Below are 18,000 nucleotides of genomic sequence, written 5' to 3'. Positions count from 1 at the left end.
GTAGTATGGATCCTATTACAATGCAAAACTCTACTACCAGCAACTTGCTTAGAATAAGCGGACTTGCATCAGGAATTAATACTGATCAAATCGTGAGTCAGCTTATGCAGGCTGCGAGTCAGCCCCTTTATCAATTGGAGCAGCAAAAGCAGTGGCTTCAGTGGCAGCAGCAGGATCTTCAAGACATAAATACAAAGCTTTTGACACTAAGGGACAATACACTGTTTAGCATGAAGTTACAAGGGACATATCTTGCAAAAACAGTTTCATCAAATACCTCAATTGCGACGGCTACAGCGGGTGTAAATGCTGTAAATGGGACATATCAATTAACTGTAAATCAACTGGCTACAGGAGCAACTTCTGCCAGCACTGCTGCCATTGGTGCTTACACGAAAAATTCTGATGGTAGTGTGACTTATAATCCTTTAATAAGCTCGGATGTCACAATTCGATTAAATAACAATAGTATTACATTCAAAGCAGGATCAACCATAAACGATATTGTTTCAACAATTAATAGCGTATCAAGTACAACCCACGTTAATGCGACTTATGATACGACCACAGATAGACTATTCTTAATAACAAATTCAACAGGTTCAAGTTCAAAGATTGATTTTAGCGGTACAGATTCTACAGGACTTACATTCTTGACAAGCACATTGAAATTAGGTTTCAATTCCAGTTCATACACTGGAACAGCAGCGTATACTACATATACTGGAAGTGGTACAAGCATATCAATAAATGGTACACAAATAAATATATCAACTAATGAAGATATTAATAGTATAATTAGTGATATAAACAACAATGTTTCTTCTGTAAATGCAAGTGTTGATAGCAATGGTGTTATAACAATAAGTAGCAAAAATGGTTCACAGGTTAGTATATCTGGAGATTATGATTTTTTGTTGAATAATCTTCATTTGCCATTTTCTCAAGGTACAGATGCTTCGTTTTCATTTAATGGAGTCAACATGACTACTTCGACAAACAATGTATCTGTTGCAGGTATCAATATAAATCTTACAGGTATAGGTTCAACAACCCTCTCTGTTCAGACGGATACAGATACCATATACAATAGCATAAAGAGTTTCGTTGATGCGTATAACGACGTGATCACAACTATAAATTCAAAATTGACAGAGCAAAGGTATTATGACTATCAGCCATTGACAGATGATCAGAAAAAGCAGATGACGCAAGACGACATTACCGCATGGCAACAGAAAGCCAGAAGCGGTGATTTAAGCGGAAATGACAACCTTACATCCATATATTACAGCATGAGAAATGCCATATCAGGCACTGTAACAGCTACTGACGGTACACAGATGACACTGAGTTCTATAGGGATAACTACAGGTCAATGGTATGAAGGCGGTAAGCTCTACATAGACGATACAAAACTTAAAAATGCGATACAAAATAATCCTCAAGAGGTAATGGATCTTTTCACAAAAATAACGGAATCTACTACGGATGTAAATGCTACACCTGGTTCAAGCTCAAACGATGGTATTGCTGCAAGGCTTTACTACATAGTAAATAATGGCATAAACTCTATAACGCAAGAAGCTGGTGGGGGGCAGTATCAGCTATATGACAACAGCTTTTTGGGTCAGCAGATTAACGATATAAACCAGAGGATGTCTGACATGCAAGATCAGCTAAATACATTAGAGCAACAGTATTATGATCAGTTTACGCAATTAGAGACGTACATGTCGCAGATGAATTCTCAAAGCCAGTGGCTAAGTCAGCAGCTTAATGGATAGAGATTATTTGTTTTATGTAGGAAGGGGAATTGATAAATGATCGATCCGTATATGGAGTACAAGCGAAATTCTGTCATGACGGCAAGTCCGGAAGAATTGGTCTTGATGCTCTACAATGGAATTATTCGCTTTGCAAATGAAGCGAAACAAGCGATAGATGATAAAAATATCGAAAAAGCTCATAATAGCATAACAAGAGCGCAGGACATAGTATTAGAGCTTATGGCGACTCTTGACATGCAGTATGATATATCGAAAAATCTTTACAGCATTTATGATTTTATTTCAAGAAGGCTGATAGATGCCAATTTAAAAAAAGATAAAAAGCCGTTAGACGAAGTGATATCCTTGATAACAGAGCTTAGAGATACATGGGGAGAAGCGATGGGAAAAGTTCGAGCAAAAGTTTATTCTAAAGGTTGATATAGTATGGTAAGCGATGTAAAAAAATTGATAGAGTTGGCTGAAAAAAAATTAAATTATTTAAATGAAATGCTTCAACTAAATAATCAGTTAAACATGGCCATAAATTCACAAAGGCTTGATGACATAAAAAACATATTGGAGAAAAAACAAGAAATCATAGCAAGCATTGATGAGATAGACAGTGAATTTTTGCCTATGTACAATCTGTACAAGAAAGTAAACAGGATTGACAGCATTTTTAATACGCCCAGCAATAGTGCAGATAAAAGCGTGTTAAAGGGAATACTGATAGATATAAAAGGTACATTAGAAAAAATAAAAGAAGTTGAGGATAAAAATTTAGAGGATATAAACTGTGCTTTTAAAAATCTTGAAGAAAAAATAAATGACGTAGCAAAAGGGAAAAAAGGATATATAGAGTATCTTAAGTATTACACACCTGGCAGCTATTTTGTGGATAAAAAGCGTTAAATGTTTATGCAGTAATAATTATACAATTTTTAAAATTTTAAAATTTATTGATAAAACTCTTAGCCGGTGGTATAATATTACTGTATAGTCTAATTGGCTATACAGTAAATAAATGTCAAAGTGAGGGGATTATTTATTATGTATCAAGACAAGACATTGGTCTGCAAAGACTGTGGGGCAGAATTCGTGTGGACTGCCGGTGAACAAGAATTTTATGCTCAGAAAGGCTTTCAAAATGCGCCAGTAAGGTGCAAATCATGCAGAGATGCTAAAAAGCAGAGAAACAATCAATTTAACTCCAGGAGAGGAAGAGTTGCTGGAGCAAATAAGTAATCCCCTTCACTTTTGCAAGAAGTAAAGAGGATTATTGAGGGCATTCCAAAAGGGATGCCCTTTAATCATTTTTCCACCAGAAAATTTTTTGATGCGTTAAAAAATATATTGCAATATTATGCATGTGATAGTATAATTATTTAGTAAATTATCTATTGTCGGGAGGAGAAAAAATTGAAAAAAAGATTGATAATATCTCTAATTCTTATCACTATTATGTCTATCGCATTAAGCGGTTGTTCGAAACAGACTACGCTAAGCAGAGTGAAAAAATCAGGGGTTATCGTCATGGGTACCAGTGCTGATTTTCCACCGTTTGAATTTCACAAAGTTGTCAATGGTAAAGACACTATAATGGGCTTTGATGTAGATCTGGCCAATGCAATTGCCAAAAAGTTAGGTGTAAAACTAGAGATAAAAGATATGGATTTTACAGGGCTTATTCCAGCTCTTCAAAGCGGACAGATTGACATGGCTATTGCAGGTATGAATGCCACACCAGAGAGAAAGAAAAACGTTGATTTTTCTGATGAGTATTATAATTCTGAGCAGGTTTTAGTCGTGAAAAATTCCAGTAGTATAAATAACTTAAATGACTTGAAAGGCAAGACGGTAGCTGTACAGCTTGGCACTACGTCTGATGATGCGGCTAAGAAGATAAAAGGAATAGACATAAAAGAGCTAAATAGATTAGGCGATGCATTTTTGTCATTAGAAAACGGCAGAGTAGACGCTATATTGATGGAAAGCACAATTGCGGATGCATACTTAAAAGAGTATAAAGACATGAAGATGCTTCACATAAAAGAGATAAATGAAGCTGTGCCAGGATACTCAGTCGCTGTCGCAAAAGGAAATCAGGATCTGGTAAACCAGATAAATAGCGTAATAAAAGAGCTTAAAGACAGCGGTGAATACGACAAGATGTTAAACAAATGGATGGGAAAATAAAGCCTCTTGAAAGGAGAAAAAAAGGTTAATGAATCTTGATTTTTCAAGTATGCCACAATACACACAGCTTTTTATAAATGGACTTATAATGACAATAGAGCTTACTATTATATCTGTGGCAATAGGCGCTGTATTGGGATTGATTGTTGCTTTAATGAAAATGTCCAGCGTGAAAATATTGAGCTTTATTGGTTCAGCATACGTTGAGATAATAAGAGGCACACCTCTTTTGGTGCAGATACTCATTATATACAACGGTTTGCCTCAATTTGGCATAAAATTCCCTGGATTTGTAGTAGGCATAATAGCCCTTTCTATGAACAGTGCAGGCTATGTGGCGGAGATAATACGCTCAGGCATTCAGGCAGTGGATCCGGGACAGATGGAAGCCTCTCGCTCTTTAGGCATGTCCCACAGCATGGCGATGAGGTACGTCATAATTCCCCAGGCAATAAAGAATATTTTGCCGGCTTTAGGCAACGAATTTGTCGTAATGTTGAAAGAATCGTCTATAGTGTCTGTCATAGGCTTTGCAGATCTTACAAGGCAAGCAGAGATAGTATCAAGTGTCACATACAGGGCATTTGAGCCGCTTATAATAATAGCAGCTATTTACTTTGTGATGACACTGGTATTCTCAAGGCTTTTAAGCAAGTTTGAAAGGAGGTTAAGGACAGGTGATACGCGTTGATAACCTCCATAAAAGATTTGGCAATTTAGAAGTCTTAAAAGGTGTAAGCTTAGAAGTAAAAAAAGGTGAAGTTTTGGTAATAATCGGTCCAAGTGGTTCTGGGAAAAGCACTATATTAAGGTGCATAAACCTTCTTGAGGAGCCGACAAAAGGTGACATATACATCGAAGGGGAAAAAATTAACGACAAAAAAGCTGATATAAATAAGATACGTCAAAAAGTCGGCATGGTTTTTCAGCACTTTAATTTATTTCCGAATATGACGGCTATCGGCAATATAACGCTGGCTCCTATCAAAGTAAAGAAGATGGACAAAAAAACTGCAGAGGATATTGCAATGAGATTGTTAAAGAAAGTTGGTCTGGAAGACAAAAGAGATGCATATCCTGTGAAGCTATCTGGAGGTCAAAAGCAAAGGCTTGCTATTGCCAGAGCACTGGCTATGCAGCCAGATGTGATGCTTTTTGATGAGCCTACATCTGCACTGGACCCAGAGATGGTTAAGGAAGTATTGAATGTCATGAAAGAGCTGGCAAATGAAGGCATGACGATGGTAGTAGTGACACATGAGATGGGTTTTGCAAGAGAGGTTGCAGATAGAGTCATTTTTGTAGATGACGGAGTGATTGTGGAGGAAGGTTCGCCTGAAGAGCTTTTTATCAATCCTAAAAGCCCAAGAACAAAAGAATTTTTCAGCAAAATACTGTAAGTTTTACCGGGTGCAGAAGCACCCTTTTTTATTTATCATTATATTTTGCAAAATTCGCAAAATATTAATAAGAATTTATGCAGGAATATTAGATTTCATGTAGAATTATAATAATATAGACATAAAGAAAGGAGTTGTATTGTATGAGGATTACAGTAAGCGGTAGAAATGGCATGGCTATAACAGATGGACTTAGAAATGCAGCTATAAAGAGTTTAAGCAAGATAGAGAAGTTTTTTGCGGATGACACAGAAGCACGTGTCGTCATGAGTGTTCAGAAAAATAACCAGATTGCAGAGGTTACGATACCTTTTAGAGGGATGATATTTAGAGCTGAAGAGGTAAGCGACGATATGTACGCTTCGATAGATAATGTCGTTGATAAGCTTGAAAAACAAATACTCAAGTACAAGACGAAACTGAAAAACAATTTTACACCAGATTCTATAAGATTTGATGTTCAACAGGATTACATAAAAAATGATGTTCAGGATGAATCGGAGTTTGAAGTTGTAAAGACTAAGAGATTTGCTGTAAAACCTATGTCGGTTCAGGAAGCTATACTTCAAATGAATCTTTTAGGACATAATTTCTTCGTATTTACGAATTCCGAGACAGACGATTTTACAGTAGTGTATAAGAGAAAAGACGGTAAATATGGATTGATAGAGCCGACAATGTGAAGATAAAATTGAGGGTTAAAAAAACCCTCAATTTTTTTATGCGATAAAGAAGGAAAATAGAATTTTTTGTAGAATATTATTCCTGTATGTGTAAAAGTTGATTGAAAAAATGGAGTGTGAGCACGTTGATTGAATTTACAAAAGAAGTTATCAATTCTATGGAAGAATTGATAAATAGGGTACAAAGTGTAATATCAAGTAGAGTTATAGCTGAAAACGGACAGATTGCGGAGATTCACGTTTTAGCTGATACATCAAGAAATGCGAAGCAGATTGCAAGAGATGTACAATCGGTTTTAATGGCTGAGTTCAAAGTAGATGTAAACTACAAGATAATTAGCGTTGCACAAGTGGAGACAAGTGGCAGATACTATAACGATGAGAGGATTGCTTTTACAAATTTAACGTTTGCCAACAATGGAGTGAACTTAGAAGCAACCGTTGTCCTTACAAAGGGTTCTGAAATGTATGAAGGTGTATATAAAGGTGTAAATACAGAGAGGAATAAAAACAGGATAATCGTGAATGCCACACTTGAGTGTGTATCCAAAATACTTCCAGATGATCACAATCTCATTTTAGAAGATGTTGATATATATTCTTTTGCCAAAAAGCGTATAGCCATAGTCGCAGTGACACATGCAACACCTCAAGGAGAGGAGCTTCTTGTAGGCTCCAGCATCGTAAAAAAAGATGAAGGTGAAGCACTTGTAAAAGCGACATTAGACGCTTTAAACAGGCGTGTCATTTCGACAGTTGATAATTAAATAGCTTATTTTTACCCAAACCTTTATTAAGCGTAGCGTTTCGCCTGAAGCTTGAGAAGCTTGAGAGCATCTTTGGTAAAGGAGGGTTTCAGGATGAAAAAAGCAACAATCATAAAAGTACTTCTTGCTTTATTGGCATTAGCACTTGCTGGAGGAGCAAACTTACAATGGAATTAAGGTTTGGGTGGTAATTTTTGAATTTTGGGGAGGATATAATGCTTAATAATAAAACAAAAGTGTATATTACATTAATAACAACAATAGGTATAACATTTATAATATATTCTATATTAAACATAAACTACAATTACATTGGAGAAATTATTGTTTTTGGACTAATTGCTGCAATAACAGAATCATTGCCTATATATATTAATAAGCAGGTAACTGTTTCGGTTGGATACGCTATTGATTTAATGGCGTTACTAATATTTGGTCCATATGAAGCAGCCATAATAGGGACATTAGGATATCTTTTAGAAATTGTAAAAAAAAGGGATAACAGTATTGAATGTGTTTTTAATAAACCATATTATAAGACTTTATTTAATATTTCTCAAATAGCTATTAGCGTTGGGTTAGGTGGTCTGATATATAAATATTTAGGTGGTAAAACAGGCACTTTGGTATATCCAAATTATATTTTGCAAGCTATTGTTGCTGCAATAGTATATTATTTTTTAAATAATATATTGGTAACTGTATTAGTTTCGTTACTATTAAGTAAATCTTTTATAAAGACGTGGCTCAAAGATTTTAGTTGGATGGTAACAAATTTCTTATTTTTAGCATTTATAGGTATTTTAATGGCATTTACATTTGTTGCTTATGGATATATTTCTTTGGTAATCTTTTTTGTACCACTGTTGATGGTTAGATATATGTTTAAACTATACATGGAGCTTAAACAGTCTTACTATGACACCATAAATGCTCTTACAAAGGCTTTGGAAGCCAAAGACAGGTACACTTTGGGACATTCTAAAAGTGTTGAGAAATTAGCCGTTTATCTTTGCAGGGAAGCTGGATTCAGCGAGGCACACACTGAAATGGTGCGTATAGCTGCGCTTTTGCATGACGTAGGCAAGATAGGCATTGTTGAAAATATTTTAAACAAACCTGGGAAACTATCGAAAGAAGAATACGATCATATCAAACAGCACCCTGTAAGCGGTTATGAGATATTGAAAGATGTGCCTTTTTTAAAAAACGTAAGGTATTGGGTTAGGTATCACCATGAATGGTACAATGGGAATGGATATCCTGATGGTATAAGCGGAAGGCAGATACCACTGGAGGCAGAGATACTGGCCATTGCAGATGTGTTTGATGCGCTTGTATCAGATAGGCCTTACAGAAACGCCTACACGAGAGAAGAAGCGTACAAGATAATAGTTGATAATGAAGGTACGCAGTTTAGCCCGAGAGTAATAAAGCTATTTAAAAAGGCATACGAAAAGAACAAGGAGGATTTCAAACATGATTTTTGATTCTCTTGGCGCTTCATTTATATACGGTTTTCTATTAAGGAGAGGGAAAATAAGCGGCATTGCCGACATAGATATAAAAATGCCTATTTTTTTTATACTTGGCTTTGGACTTGAGTTTGGAGTGCTTAATTTAACGGATAAATACCCAATCATAATGACGTATAGAGCGTACATACATTTTTTGGATTATTTGATGCTTTTTATAGGATTGTGGTACAATCGACATAACAAATACATGAGAATAATAGCCATAGGCATCATTTTAAATTTCATAGTCATTTTTGCAAATGGTGGAAGGATGCCTGTATCGGTTAATTCCCTTAAAGCGGCAGGTATCGGCTATTTAGTGCCTGAGCTTACAAAAAACATCATTCCGACTCATCAAGCCATGACTTCATCTACGAAGCTTAAATTTTTGTGTGATGTTCTATACCTGCCAAAGCCATATCCTCTTCCAAAGACTTTCAGCGTAGGTGACTTATTTATAGCAACTGGGATTTTTCTAATGGTTTCAAATGCCATGATAAATGCCTCTAAGAGAGTTAAAATATAAATGTGCATTTTGTAACTTTAAGAGGTGTAGATGGATGAATTCGGCAGAGAGAAGAGATAAGATATTAGAGATTTTAAAAGCGGAGAAAGAACCTGTAAAAGGCAATAGATTGGCGGATGTTTTGGGTGTCACGAGGCAGGTAATTGTGCAAGACATAGCCATATTAAGAGCAGAGGGCATAAAGATATTGTCTACTCCGCAAGGCTATATATTAAGCTCAAGCGATAAAGGCAAATATACAAGAGTAATTGCAAGCAAACATTATTTTGATAGAACTGAGGAAGAACTGAATACTATTGTGGATAACGGAGGAAAAGTCTTAGACGTGATTGTCGAACATCCACTTTATGGCGAAATAAGAGGACTATTGATGATTTCATCTCGGTATGATGTTGAAAGATTTATGGAAAGCGTGAAAAATGCAAAAGCAACCCTTTTGTCATCTTTGACAGAAGGCGTTCATCTGCATACTGTAGAAGCTGATTCAAAAGAAGTTTTAGATAGAATCGAGAGAAAACTTAAAGAAAAAGGATTTTTTGTCGAATAAATATATATTATAATTATTATGTAACAAGAATTTTCGAGAGGAGGATTTGAAGTGATAAAGTGGCAGCAGTCATTGTCTGTCGGCATAGACATGATAGATGAGGAACACAAAGAACTTTTCAATAGGGTTAACGATGTTTTTGACGCATGTATGAAACAGCAAGGTCAAGACAAAGTCTATGAGATACTGGGGTTTTTAAGAGAATACACAGTGAAACATTTTGGTGATGAAGAAAGACTTTTAGAAAAATACAAGTACCCAGAATTGCCTCAGCATAAAAAGCTTCATGAGAAATTTATAAGTGACATACAAGAAATAGAAAACGACGTTAAAAAGAATGGTGTCAGCGTATCAATAATAACCACTTTAAACCGCAAGTTAGTCGATTGGCTTATAAATCATATAAGCAAAGTGGACAAAAAATACGGTGAATACATAAAGGCACATCCGTTAAATTGAGATATTAAAGATCCATGTTAGACAATTAGAATAACATGGATCTTTTTATATTTAAGGACAATACCTCATTTCCTTGATATGGTCACGATATAATGATATAATATATACTTGAATGATAATAACCTTGAGAAGGTGAGTTAATGTTAGGAGTTTTGGAAAAGATATTTGGCAGTTACAGTGAGAGAGAAGTAAAGAGAATAGAACCTATAGCAGATGAGGTTTTGTCATACGAGGAAGAGATGTCAAAGCTTTCAGATGATGAGCTAAGAGGCAAGACTCAGGAATTTAAAGATAGGCTTAAAAATGGAGAAACCCTTGACGATATATTGCCGGAAGCTTTTGCGGTCGTTAGAGAGGCTGCATGGCGTACGCTTAAGATGAAGCATTTCAGAGTGCAGATAATAGGTGGTATTGTACTACATCAAGGCAGAATAGCTGAGATGAAGACTGGTGAAGGAAAGACGCTTGTTGCGACACTGCCAGCCTATTTAAATGCCTTGGAAGGAAAGGGAGTTCACATCGTCACAGTCAACGACTACCTTGCTAAGAGGGATCGTGACTGGATGGGTAAAATATATGAATTTCTGGGTTTAAGCGTTGGCGTCATACTTCACGATATGGACTCAGAGGAGAGAAAGAAAGCTTACGCTGCTGATATAACTTACGGTACAAACAATGAGTTTGGCTTTGACTACTTGAGAGACAACATGGTGATATATAAAGAGGAAATGGTGCAAAGGCATCTAAATTATGCAATCGTGGATGAGGTCGACAGCATATTGATAGATGAAGCCAGAACACCGCTTATCATTTCTGGTGTTGGCGAAAAGTCTACGGATCTATATAAAAGAGCCGATGCTTTTGTAAGAACTTTGAAAAATGAAGAAGATTATACAATAGATGAAAAGGCGAGAGCAGTAAGCTTGACTGAAAAAGGTGTGGAAAAAGCTGAGAAATTTTTCAACTTGGATAATCTGGCTGATCTTGGAAATATAGAGATTTCCCACAATATAAATCAGGCTTTAAAAGCACATGCCATAATGAAAAGGGATAAGGACTACGTTGTAAAGGACGGAGAAGTCATAATAGTAGATGAGTTTACTGGAAGGCTTATGTTTGGCAGGAGGTACAGCGAAGGTCTGCATCAGGCAATAGAGGCCAAAGAAGGCGTAAAAGTCGAGAGAGAAAGCAAGACTCTTGCCACAATCACTTTTCAGAATTATTTCAGGATGTACGATAAATTAGCAGGTATGACTGGTACTGCTCTTACCGAAGAACAGGAATTCAGAGCTATATATGGTCTTGATGTTGTGGTAATACCTACCAATAAAGAAATGATAAGGATAGATCATCCTGATGTCATATACAAGACGGAAGAAGCAAAATTTAAGGCTGTCGTTGAAGATATAGTGGAACATCATAAAAAGGGACAGCCTGTGCTTGTGGGTACTATTACCATTGAAAAATCAGAGAAATTAAGCAATATGCTTAAGAAACTGGGCATAAAGCATCAAGTTTTAAATGCTAAGTACCATGAAAAGGAAGCAGAGATTATAGCGCAAGCAGGACGAAAAGGCGCTGTTACGATAGCTACAAACATGGCTGGGCGTGGTACTGATATCATTTTAGGCGGCAATCCCGAATTTTTGGCAAAGAAAAAGATGATTGAAGAAGGATATTCTCCAGATGTCATAAACGAAGCATCTGGGTACGGGCCATTGCACAGCGAAGAACTTGTAAAGGCCAGAGAGAGATATCAGGAGCTTTTAAATGAGATAAAGAAGGAAACGGAAAAAGAGCATGAAGAAGTTGTTAAACTGGGTGGATTGTATATAATCGGCACAGAAAGGCACGAGTCCAGAAGAATAGACAATCAGTTGAGAGGGCGTTCTGGACGTCAAGGCGATCCTGGAGAGTCCCGTTTCTACATTTCTCTCGAGGATGACCTTATGAGGCTTTTTGGCTCTGAGAGAATAAAAAACATGATGAATACTTTAGGCATAGAAGACGATCAGCCTATCGAGCATAAGATATTGACAAAACAGATAGAACAAGCACAGAAGAAAGTTGAAGGCATAAACTTCGATGTTAGGAAAAATGTCCTTGAATACGATGATGTAATGAATAAACAAAGGGAAATAATATACAAAGAGAGAAGAAAGGTATTAGAAGGAGAAGACTTAAGGCAGTACATCCTTGACATGGTAAAAGACATCATAAGAAGGAATGTGGAAATCTACACTGCAGGTAGCAAATATCCTGAAGAGTGGGACATAGAGGGATTATTGAATCATCTTTACGATTTATTTTTGGAAAAAGATAGCGTAGTAATAGATGTTGATTTTGGTAGGCTCGATAAGGAGATGCTTACAGATATAATATATGAAGAAGCTGTAAGGCAGTATGAGAAAAAAGAGCAGCAAATAGGTCCACAGATGAGAGAGATAGAAAGGATAGTCCTCTTAAAAGTTGTGGATACGAGGTGGATGGATCACATCGACGAGATGGATCAGCTTCGCCAAGGCATAGGATTGAGAGCTTACGGACAAGTAGATCCTGTCATAGAGTACAAGAAAATAGGATATGAGATGTTTGAGGATCTTGTGAATTCTATACAGGAAGATACGGTGAAGTTCCTGTACCACATAGAGATAAGAAATGACAATATGCCACATAGAGAGCAGGTGGCTAAGCCTATCGCTACAAATCAAAGTGGCGATGAACCGAAGAAGCCTGTAGTCAAGAAAAAGAAAGTTGGAAGAAATGATCCATGCCCATGCGGCAGTGGTAAGAAGTACAAGAAATGCTGTGGAGCAAATCTTTAAAAATTTTAGAAGGAGATGATTGAGTGTTAGCAGATTATAAGACAGAAGTTTTGAACATGATAGATACTATAAAAGAAATGGGGGCTTCTCTTTGACATCGAAGGATTGAAAAGAGAAGTAGCAGAGATTGACAAAAAGATGTCGGAGCCTGATTTTTGGAGTGATTTAGAGAAATCTCAAGAGCTTTCGAAAAAGCAGAAAGATTTAAAAGAGATTATTTCAGAATACGAGGCTTTGGAAAAGCAGTGGGAAGATCTTCATACACTTATCGAATTGGGTTTGGAGGAAGGGGATGAATCCCTTTCACAGGAAGTCCACGAGGAGTACAAAGCTCTTTCCAAAAAGGTAAACGACATGAAGATAAAGACGCTGCTAAGCGGTCCTTACGATAAAAACAATGCCATCCTTTCTATACACGCAGGTGCAGGTGGTACAGAAGCGCAGGATTGGACTGAGATGCTTTTGCGGATGTATATGAGGTGGGCATCATCGAAAAATTACGATGTGGAGACGGTAGACTACTTGCCTGGTGATGATGCCGGTGTAAAAAGCGTGACGATTATGGTAAAAGGTCCTTTCGCGTATGGATATCTTAAAAGCGAAGCAGGTGTTCACAGGTTAGTCAGGATTTCCCCGTTTGATGCTGCCGGAAGGAGGCATACTTCATTTGCGCTTGTTGAAGTTTTGCCGGAGATAGACGATGATATTAAGGTGGATATAAGGCCTGAGGATTTGAAGATAGATACCTACAGGTCATCTGGTGCAGGTGGTCAGCACGTCAATAAGACAGAATCGGCTATCAGGATAACTCATATACCAACGGGCATTATCGTGCAGTGTCAGACAGAAAGATCGCAGATGCAAAACAGAGAAACTGCGATGAAGATGCTTAAGGCGAAATTGATGGATATGATGATAAAAGAGCAGAAGGAAAAAATAGAAGACTTAAAAGGCGAGCACAAAGAAGCAGGTTGGGGAAATCAGATAAGGTCCTACGTATTTCAACCTTACACGCTGGTTAAAGACCATAGGACGAATTTTGAGGTTGGCAATGTAAATGCTGTTATGGATGGGGAGATAGACGACTTTATCAACGCATATTTAAAGCAGAAGGTGTCATAAAGGGATATCGGAGGATATCCCTTATTTTAAATTTTAAAAATGAAGGGAAGGTTTTATGGATAAGATTGCATTAGCACTTAAGCAGGAATTTGGATTGAAAGATTTTCAGGTACTGAATACCATCAAACTCATTGACGACGGGAATACTATACCATTTATCGCAAGGTACAGGAAAGAAGCGACAGGAAGTTTGTCAGATGAAGTTTTAAGAAATTTTTACGATAGGCTTTTGTACCTAAGGAATTTAGAGGAGAAAAAAGCCGATACGATTCGCTTGATTGATGAACAGGGTAAGCTTACGGATGAGATAAGAGAAAAAATAGAAAACAGCAAGACACTGCAGGAAATAGATGATATCTACAGGCCTTTTAGACCAAAAAGAAGGACAAGGGCAACTGTGGCGAAAGAAAAAGGGCTTGAAGATCTGTCTAAGTTGATATCTGAAGGCAATGTCAAAGAAGGAAATCCAGATGACTATGCTTTGAAGTTTTTAAATGACAAAGTGGTAACTTTAGAAGAAGCTTATCAAGGCGCGATGGACATAGTGGCAGAGGACATATCTGATGATGCAGATACGAGAAAGTACATAAGGGATACCATTTGGGAAAATGGCAGTATTGTTACAGAAAAGCTTAAAGATGAAAAATCTCCTTATGAGATGTACTACAGCTACAGAGAGTCAATTAAAAAGATACCTCCTCACAGGATTCTAGCTATTAACAGAGCTGAGAGAGAAGGGTATATTTCTGTCAAGATAGACGTAGATGATGAAAAGATAGTGAATAGATTAATCGCAGAAAGTGTAAATAATCAATCGATTTTTAAAGAGTATCATGTAAGTGCAATAGTTGATTCATACAAAAGGCTTATCAAACCATCTATAGAGAGGGAAATAAGAAATAAGCTTACTGAGATTGCTGAAGATAAAGCTATAAAAGTGTTTAAGATGAACTTAAAGAGCCTCCTTTTAGAGCCACCTGTCAAAGGATATGTTGTGATGGGGTTTGACCCAGCGTATAGGACAGGGTGCAAGATTGCCGTTGTAGACGAAACAGGAAAACTTTTAGATACTGCCACTGTCTACCCTACGCCGCCTCAAAACGATGTAGATGGAGCAAAGGCGGTTTTGAAAGACTTGATAGAGAAGTACAATGTTGGTCTTATTTCATTAGGAAATGGAACTGCATCGAGAGAAAGCGAAATTTTTATAGCAGATCTAATCAAAGAGATGGACAGAGATTTGAAGTACGTCATAGTAAATGAGGCTGGTGCATCGGTGTACTCGGCGTCAGAGATAGGGACAGAGGAATTTCCTGACGTAAATGTAAGCTTAAGAGGGGCTATATCGATGGCGCGAAGGCTTCAAGACCCCCTTGCTGAGCTTGTAAAGATCGATCCTAAGTCTATTGGAGTAGGGCAGTACCAACACGATGTAAACCAGAAGATGTTGGGCGAAGCTTTAAATGGTGTTGTTGAAGACTGCGTAAATAGCGTAGGAGTTGACTTAAACACTGCATCTGTATCGCTTTTAAAGTACGTAGCAGGTATAAATGGGACCATAGCGAAAAACATAGTTGAGTATCGAAATACGGTTGGCAAGTTTAGAAACAGAAATGAGCTGAAAAAAGTCAAAAGGTTAGGTGAAGGGACTTTTACGCAATGTGCAGGCTTTTTAAGGATATTAAATGGTGACGACATATTCGACTCTACAGGTGTACATCCAGAGCGTTATGATGTATTAGAGAAGCTTCTTTTGAAGTTTGGTTATGTTAAGGATAAGTTAGATATTAAAAGCTTGAGGGATTTTGCTTACAAACTTGAGGAGTATGGACTTTTGAAGTTATCACAAGAATACGATATAGGAATTCCTACGCTTAATGACATTGTAAATGAATTGAAAAAGCCTGGCAGAGATCCCAGAGAAGACCTTCCAAAGCCAATCTTGAGATCTGATGTGATGACGATAGAGGAGCTTAAAGTTGGGATGGAATTGATGGGGACTGTAAGAAACGTCGTTGACTTTGGGTGCTTTGTAGATATAGGTGTTCATACTGATGGACTCGTCCACATATCTGAGATGTCTCAAAAGTACGTAAATCATCCTTTGGATGTGGTATCTGTAGGCGATGTAGTTAAGGTAAGAGTAATTGACGTCGATGTAGAAAGAAATAGAATATCACTTTCAATGAAATGATATATGTATGATATGAATAAATGGAAGTTGGGATACGGTTAAAATAAGTTTATAAAATTCTATAAATCTCTATATATGATTTATAGATTATGTACTATAATATTATATATAGAGGTGATAATGTGAAGTATTATAGCATAGGGAAATTTGCAAAATTAATAGGAAAAACAGAACAAACTTTAAGAAACTGGGATAAAAATAACAGATTAAAACCTGCTTATATTGCACCATCAGGATTCAGATATTATTCAGAAGAACAACTTAATCATTTTCTTGGCATAAACAAACAATTTTTAAAGAAGAAAATAATAGGATATTGCAGAGTATCAAGCCAAAAACAAAAAGATGATTTAGAAAGACAAATAAAATATGTTAAAGAATATATGATAGCAAAGGGCTATCAGTTTGAAATAATAACTGATATAGGAAGCGGAATTAATTACAACAAAAATGGCTTAAATAAACTTATTGATATGATAACTAATGGTGAGGTTGAGAAAATAGTAGTTTTATATAAAGACAGACTTGTTAGATTTGGCTACGAGCTCATAGAAAATATATGTAATAAATATGGGACTGTTATTGAAATAATAGATAACACAGAAAAAACTGAAGAACAAGAACTTGTAGAGGACTTGGTTCAAATAATAACTGTATTTAGTTGCAAACTTCAAAGCAAAAGAGCAAATAAAGCCAAGAAGATGATTAAGGAGCTGACTGAAAATGATTAAAACATATAAGGTTATGCTTCTTCCAAATAATAAGCAAAAAACTAAACTATTTGAATGTGCTGGAGTTGCAAGATGGGCGTATAATTGGGCCTTAGAACAAGAACAAATTAGTTATAAAAATAGTGGTAAGTTTATAAATGACAGAGAGTTAAGAAAAAGATTAACAGAGCTTAAACAAACAGAAGAATATAAATGGCTCAATAATTATTCAAACAATATTACAAAACAGGCAATAAAAGATGCCTGTACAGCTTATAAAAATTTCTTTGAAGGTAGAAATAACTTCCCAAAGTTTAAGTCAAAGAAAAGAAGTAAACAGAGTTTTTATCAGGATACAGTTAAAATAGTTATAACAGAAACTCAAATTAAATTAGAAAAATTAACTACTTCTAAAAAGAAAAATAAACAAAAACTAAATTGGATTAAGTTGGCTGAAAAAGGAAGAATACCGACAGGTAAAAACATTAAATATTCTAATCCAAGAGCAACATTTGACGGACTTAATTGGTGGTTAAGCATTGGGGTAGAAATACAACAAGAAGTCAATGAAAGTTTAACAGAGGGAATAGGTATAGATTTAGGTATAAAGGATTTAGCAGTAGTCAGCACAGGACAAAAGTTTAAAAATATAAATAAATCTAAAAAAGTAAAGAAACTTGAGAAAAGGCTTAAAAGATTACAAAGGAAACTATCTAAAAAATATGAACTAAATAAAATTCAAATAGAAGGAGGTGAAGCCCGTTACAGAAAAACTAAAAATATTAAGAAGTTAGAATCCCTTGTTTTAAAGATACGAAGAAGGCTTAAAAATATAAGACATAATTATATTCATCAAATAACTACATCTTTGGTGAGAACCAAGCCAAAATATGTAGTTATGGAGAGTTTAAACACCTGTGGAATGTTGAAGAACAGAAAGTTATCAAAATCAATACAAGAACAGCTATTCTATGAGTTTAAAAAGCAGATGGAATATAAGTGTGCGTGGAACAACATTAAGTTTATACTTGCAGATAGATTTTACCCTTCAAGCAAAACCTGTAGCAATTGCGGATATATAAAAGACAATATATCTTTATCAGAAAGAGTTTTTGTATGTGATGAATGTGGGTATGAAATAGATAGAGACTTAAATGCAAGTATAAATCTTAAGAATTATGGTAAATCAATAGCATAGCACTAAAAGCGACTATTGATATGTACCCATACGTTAGTGGGGAATTTAAGCCTTTGGAGTGTCAAATAAACATGAGTAGGTTTA

Annotated in this window: 18 protein-coding genes; all 18 read left to right on the top strand. The window is 36.1% G+C overall.

Going from position 1 to position 18,000, the window contains the following annotated elements:
• The first annotated feature begins 5 nt into the window (after positions 1-5).
• The 18 genes from fliD (at position 6) to BVF91_RS01075 (ending at position 17,916) form a co-directional block, all read left to right on the top strand.
• A complete protein-coding gene (fliD, locus tag BVF91_RS01160) occupies positions 6-1,787 on the top strand; it encodes a flagellar filament capping protein FliD (protein ID WP_085111700.1) in 1,782 nt (593 codons plus the stop codon).
• A gap of 36 nt (positions 1,788-1,823) precedes the next feature.
• Positions 1,824-2,210, top strand: coding sequence for a flagellar export chaperone FliS (gene fliS, locus BVF91_RS01155; RefSeq protein WP_013788616.1), 387 nt, complete (start codon positions 1,824-1,826; stop codon positions 2,208-2,210).
• A 6-nt stretch (positions 2,211-2,216) separates the two neighbouring features.
• Positions 2,217-2,684 (top strand): flagellar export chaperone FlgN, encoded by a 468-nt coding sequence (gene flgN, locus BVF91_RS01150; protein ID WP_085111699.1) that lies wholly within the window; start codon positions 2,217-2,219, stop codon positions 2,682-2,684.
• A gap of 138 nt (positions 2,685-2,822) precedes the next feature.
• Positions 2,823-3,017, top strand: coding sequence for a zinc-ribbon domain-containing protein (locus BVF91_RS01145; RefSeq protein ID WP_014759476.1), 195 nt, complete (start codon positions 2,823-2,825; stop codon positions 3,015-3,017).
• Between the two features lie 174 nt (positions 3,018-3,191).
• Complete coding sequence (locus tag BVF91_RS01140) at positions 3,192-3,968, top strand: basic amino acid ABC transporter substrate-binding protein (RefSeq protein WP_085111698.1); 777 nt, start codon at positions 3,192-3,194, stop codon at positions 3,966-3,968.
• A gap of 28 nt (positions 3,969-3,996) precedes the next feature.
• Positions 3,997-4,659: an amino acid ABC transporter permease gene (locus tag BVF91_RS01135; protein ID WP_013787448.1), complete on the top strand. Its 663-nt coding sequence runs from the start codon at positions 3,997-3,999 to the stop codon at positions 4,657-4,659.
• Entirely contained in the window at positions 4,646-5,368 is a 723-nt protein-coding gene (locus BVF91_RS01130) for an amino acid ABC transporter ATP-binding protein (protein ID WP_085111696.1), read from the top strand. Before BVF91_RS01135 ends, BVF91_RS01130 begins: the two co-directional genes overlap by 14 nt.
• A gap of 143 nt (positions 5,369-5,511) precedes the next feature.
• Positions 5,512-6,051 carry a ribosome hibernation-promoting factor, HPF/YfiA family gene (gene hpf, locus BVF91_RS01125; RefSeq protein WP_085111694.1) on the top strand — a complete coding sequence of 180 codons (540 nt, stop codon included), beginning with the start codon at positions 5,512-5,514 and terminating at the stop codon, positions 6,049-6,051.
• 125 nt (positions 6,052-6,176) lie between these two features.
• Positions 6,177-6,818 (top strand): hypothetical protein, encoded by a 642-nt coding sequence (locus tag BVF91_RS01120; RefSeq protein WP_085111693.1) that lies wholly within the window; start codon positions 6,177-6,179, stop codon positions 6,816-6,818.
• 215 nt (positions 6,819-7,033) lie between these two features.
• Complete coding sequence (locus tag BVF91_RS01115; protein WP_085111856.1) at positions 7,034-8,308, top strand: HD-GYP domain-containing protein; 1,275 nt, start codon at positions 7,034-7,036, stop codon at positions 8,306-8,308.
• Positions 8,298-8,861 (top strand): DUF5317 domain-containing protein, encoded by a 564-nt coding sequence (locus BVF91_RS01110; protein ID WP_085111691.1) that lies wholly within the window; start codon positions 8,298-8,300, stop codon positions 8,859-8,861. The genes BVF91_RS01115 and BVF91_RS01110 overlap by 11 nt, the downstream gene beginning before the upstream one ends.
• Before the next feature lie 34 nt (positions 8,862-8,895).
• Positions 8,896-9,408, top strand: a complete 513-nt coding sequence (locus BVF91_RS01105) for a transcription repressor NadR (RefSeq protein ID WP_085111689.1) — start codon at positions 8,896-8,898, stop codon at positions 9,406-9,408.
• A 51-nt stretch (positions 9,409-9,459) separates the two neighbouring features.
• Positions 9,460-9,867: a bacteriohemerythrin gene (locus tag BVF91_RS01100; RefSeq protein ID WP_085111688.1), complete on the top strand. Its 408-nt coding sequence runs from the start codon at positions 9,460-9,462 to the stop codon at positions 9,865-9,867.
• 140 nt (positions 9,868-10,007) lie between these two features.
• Positions 10,008-12,692, top strand: coding sequence for a preprotein translocase subunit SecA (gene secA / locus BVF91_RS01095; protein ID WP_085111687.1), 2,685 nt, complete (start codon positions 10,008-10,010; stop codon positions 12,690-12,692).
• Between the two features lie 23 nt (positions 12,693-12,715).
• A protein-coding gene (gene prfB, locus BVF91_RS01090) for a peptide chain release factor 2 (RefSeq protein WP_240495752.1) occupies positions 12,716-13,814 on the top strand; the annotation gives its coding sequence in 2 pieces (ribosomal slippage) (positions 12,716-12,784 and positions 12,786-13,814; 1,098 coding nt in all).
• Between the two features lie 55 nt (positions 13,815-13,869).
• Positions 13,870-16,008: a Tex family protein gene (locus BVF91_RS01085; protein ID WP_085111686.1), complete on the top strand. Its 2,139-nt coding sequence runs from the start codon at positions 13,870-13,872 to the stop codon at positions 16,006-16,008.
• 122 nt (positions 16,009-16,130) lie between these two features.
• Positions 16,131-16,739, top strand: a complete 609-nt coding sequence (locus tag BVF91_RS01080) for an IS607 family transposase (RefSeq protein WP_085111685.1) — start codon at positions 16,131-16,133, stop codon at positions 16,737-16,739.
• Entirely contained in the window at positions 16,732-17,916 is a 1,185-nt protein-coding gene (locus BVF91_RS01075) for an RNA-guided endonuclease InsQ/TnpB family protein (RefSeq protein WP_085111683.1), read from the top strand. The genes BVF91_RS01080 and BVF91_RS01075 overlap by 8 nt, the downstream gene beginning before the upstream one ends.
• Positions 17,917-18,000: the final 84 nt, after the last annotated feature.

It is taken from the genome of Thermoanaerobacterium sp. PSU-2 (assembly GCF_002102475.1).
In the GTDB taxonomy this organism is placed as follows: domain Bacteria; phylum Bacillota; class Thermoanaerobacteria; order Thermoanaerobacterales; family Thermoanaerobacteraceae; genus Thermoanaerobacterium.
Note: the sequence above shows the minus strand (reverse complement) of the source record. Positions and strands in the feature narration are given on the sequence as shown.

What these genes read in the sequence shown, in the direction of transcription:
- fliD (WP_085111700.1), top strand. Translation starts at nt 6, where the DNA reads ATGGATCCTATTACAATGCAAAACTCTACTACCAGCAACTTGCTTAGA.
- fliS (WP_013788616.1), top strand. Translation starts at nt 1,824, where the DNA reads ATGATCGATCCGTATATGGAGTACAAGCGAAATTCTGTCATGACGGCA.
- flgN (WP_085111699.1), top strand. Translation starts at nt 2,217, where the DNA reads ATGGTAAGCGATGTAAAAAAATTGATAGAGTTGGCTGAAAAAAAATTA.
- BVF91_RS01145 (WP_014759476.1), top strand. Translation starts at nt 2,823, where the DNA reads ATGTATCAAGACAAGACATTGGTCTGCAAAGACTGTGGGGCAGAATTC.
- BVF91_RS01135 (WP_013787448.1), top strand. Translation starts at nt 3,997, where the DNA reads ATGAATCTTGATTTTTCAAGTATGCCACAATACACACAGCTTTTTATA.
- hpf (WP_085111694.1), top strand. Translation starts at nt 5,512, where the DNA reads ATGAGGATTACAGTAAGCGGTAGAAATGGCATGGCTATAACAGATGGA.
- BVF91_RS01115 (WP_085111856.1), top strand. Translation starts at nt 7,034, where the DNA reads ATGCTTAATAATAAAACAAAAGTGTATATTACATTAATAACAACAATA.
- BVF91_RS01110 (WP_085111691.1), top strand. Translation starts at nt 8,298, where the DNA reads ATGATTTTTGATTCTCTTGGCGCTTCATTTATATACGGTTTTCTATTA.
- BVF91_RS01105 (WP_085111689.1), top strand. Translation starts at nt 8,896, where the DNA reads ATGAATTCGGCAGAGAGAAGAGATAAGATATTAGAGATTTTAAAAGCG.
- secA (WP_085111687.1), top strand. Translation starts at nt 10,008, where the DNA reads ATGTTAGGAGTTTTGGAAAAGATATTTGGCAGTTACAGTGAGAGAGAA.
- BVF91_RS01085 (WP_085111686.1), top strand. Translation starts at nt 13,870, where the DNA reads ATGGATAAGATTGCATTAGCACTTAAGCAGGAATTTGGATTGAAAGAT.
- BVF91_RS01075 (WP_085111683.1), top strand. Translation starts at nt 16,732, where the DNA reads ATGATTAAAACATATAAGGTTATGCTTCTTCCAAATAATAAGCAAAAA.